At 58.9% G+C, this 2,521-nt stretch carries 2 protein-coding genes and 1 rRNA gene; 2 read left to right on the forward strand and 1 reads right to left on the reverse strand.

Going from position 1 to position 2,521, the window contains the following annotated elements:
- Positions 1-697 precede the first annotated feature (697 nt).
- On the forward strand, positions 698-1,261 hold the full coding sequence (locus IWX64_RS17400) for a GNAT family N-acetyltransferase (RefSeq protein WP_196868253.1): 564 nt from the start codon (positions 698-700) through the stop codon (positions 1,259-1,261).
- A 447-nt stretch (positions 1,262-1,708) separates the two neighbouring features.
- Positions 1,709-2,275, forward strand: coding sequence for a hypothetical protein (locus tag IWX64_RS16720; RefSeq protein ID WP_196868254.1), 567 nt, complete (start codon positions 1,709-1,711; stop codon positions 2,273-2,275).
- A 163-nt stretch (positions 2,276-2,438) separates the two neighbouring features.
- Here the strand turns inward: IWX64_RS16720 and rrf are convergent.
- A 5S ribosomal RNA gene (gene rrf / locus IWX64_RS17405) occupies positions 2,439-2,521 on the reverse strand; the annotation flags it as partial.

Raw genomic sequence — 2,521 nt, forward strand, 5'->3', positions numbered from 1 at the left:
ATTCAACCAATCAATAAAACAATCGGTATCAACAAACATGGCACACTATTGAGTTCTCAAACAACAGACACACCCGGCACCAAACAGAACCAAACAGTTCCATCATCGCTCCGGAGCAACTTTTCAAACTTACCCGAACTCGGAAGCTTTAGCAAATCAGCGTTTCCGCGATTTTCGCTTACCTTGTGGGTCCCTACCTGCCGCAATCGCACGCTTGAAGCGTGCCATTATCAGGCTGTTTGTAAGGGGTCGGTCGCTATCTTTCCGCTTCAGCGGCGGCGACTTGTTCTACTTTACACACCACATGGACTGGCGCCAAATCGCCCTTTTGGGGTCCGCACCCAGGTTCCTGGAGGTGCTTGGACTCCAGTATCCGCGCGGATTTCCCGGGAACTCAACCTCTCGAAAGCGCTCCATCTCGCCCCTCAGCGCACTCAAGCCATTAGGTGGGCTGCGTCACTCCTCGGGCGAGGAGTTCTTTACTTCCTCCAGACGGTCAATTTGTCCTTGGTACCCCCACCCGGACGCGCATCTTTCAGCGGCCACTCGATCGATGACTCCTGCACCGCGATAGTTGACCGACTGACATCCTCATCCCCAACCCAAGGATCACGGGGCCTGAGCGCGTTTCATCTGCTCATCCGACTTCCTCGGATCGATGTTTCGCCCGAGGAAACAGGGGATAGTCTGAACGACTATGAGAGGCATCGACCGGGAAGTTAGCTACGTCCAGTTCGAGCATGCCGCTCCAGACGACACTTGGGTTGAGATCACGAATCTCTTTGTCTCGAGCTTCGCAGCTCCTCCCTACAACGAATCACCAGGCGAGCTAGAAAGCATCGAACAATGGGGGCGCGGCCAGCTTGCGAGTCCCGGTGGGCGACTTGTCGCGGCAAGTCACCATGGGCATGTGATCGGCTTCGCGCTATCTCAGAGGCTCGACCAGGACACCTCCTGGCAGCGACGACTAAACGGAATGGCGCCAGCGCAAGACGCTGTGATCACACCATCGAGGACCGTTATTGTCCAGGAACTCGCCGTTGACGAAAGCTTTCGGGGCCGTGGGATAGCCAAACAGTGCGTCCGTGAGCTCCTCTCGAACCGGACAGAACACGATGCCGTCTTAGGCGTCTTTGGCCAGGCACTCCAGGTCCGCGAGATGTATGGACGCTGGGGTTTTTTGGAGCTTGGAGCCTCTCCCATCTACGGCGGAACCGTAACCCTTCATGCCTTGCACCACCGACTGCCCTGGACCGCCTAGCCATCGAGTCCATCTGTGTTCGCAGGAGTCGCTTGGCTTGTCGAGCCCCATCACCAACGCGGGCAGATCGAAAACATCAATATGGCGATCCTCATGGAAACGATCGGAAGCGGCAGAAGCATCAACATCGGCCGGCCCCTCTCCTGTGACGCCATAGGGTTACTTCCCTGTGTCAGCGCCGGTGCCAACAGGCCCAATGGTCCCATCTTGGGTCGGCGTTCACAATTACCGCTCTGTTCTCTACACGAACCACTCAACAGCGCGGCGGCCTCCCTGCAGGTGCTTGTCATAGCCGGCGAGCCTTACCCAATTGAATGCGCGGTTGGACCTGAAACTCATCGCGAGACCTGCAGACACCGACACCCACTGATCAACGTTTGGCCTCAGCGCGTACCTGGAGGGTGGATCTCGGTGAAGTATGGACCAGCACGCCGCTAGGATCGGGACATGGCAGCTGAGATGAAGAAGCCCTCGCCCCTCGGGAGGTGGGAAAAAACCTTGATGCGGTCGAACTGGTGGGTTCTTCTCGGTGGCCTGCTGGTCTCAGCTGTCCTCCGGGAACCACTTGGCTTCTGGCTATCGCTGACACTCGCTGCGGCGTTGCTGGCTGCCTTTGCCCTCCTAGTCCGACGACTGTCAGGGTCGGAGAGGGAAGCGCGGCTCGTCCGTGATGTTGAGCGCGGACTCATCGAATGCGCGATCCGCTACCCCAAGGCCCTCCCCGGTTCACTGCGCAGCAGGTGGGAACGGGGGTTCGCGCAAGTGGATCAAGGCATCGTCAGGTTCATGCCGCTATCCGGAGGGTTGGGTGCCCCCGCACCACAGATGCGGGAGTTCAGCGGGCTACGCCGCCTTGAATTGCTTGACTTGCCCCCGAAGAAGCCGGCGGAACTCGCGCGATCGTGGAAGATCGCAGCAATTGGCACCGACAAGGGTGACCTGGAGATAGCTACCGGGCAAGCCGGACTAACTTTGCTGGCCGGGCATCTAGACGCCAGCTCTGAACTTCCCTAGGGTCCTTGTCTGCACTTCAAGCGCACACCGCGGGCCCACGTTTTAAGCACAAAAGGCCCCACCGTGGGGTGGGGCCTGGGTACCAGACTATCGGGCCATGCCTGGTGGGGTGGTTAAGTGCGGAAGGCCCCACCGGTGGGGTGGGGCCTTCCGTCTAATGGTTGTCCGGCGGCGTCCTACTCTCCCACACTCTCTCGGGTGCAGTACCATCGGCGCTGTGGGTCTTAGCTTCCGGGTTCGGAATGG

Source organism: Arthrobacter sp. CAN_A212 (assembly GCF_015752345.1).
GTDB lineage: Bacteria > Actinomycetota > Actinomycetes > Actinomycetales > Micrococcaceae > Arthrobacter_D.

Excerpts from the sequence above, each read along its gene's own strand:
- IWX64_RS17400 (WP_196868253.1), top strand. The coding sequence starts at position 698 with ATGAGAGGCATCGACCGGGAAGTTAGCTACGTCCAGTTCGAGCATGCC.
- IWX64_RS16720 (WP_196868254.1), top strand. The coding sequence starts at position 1,709 with ATGGCAGCTGAGATGAAGAAGCCCTCGCCCCTCGGGAGGTGGGAAAAA.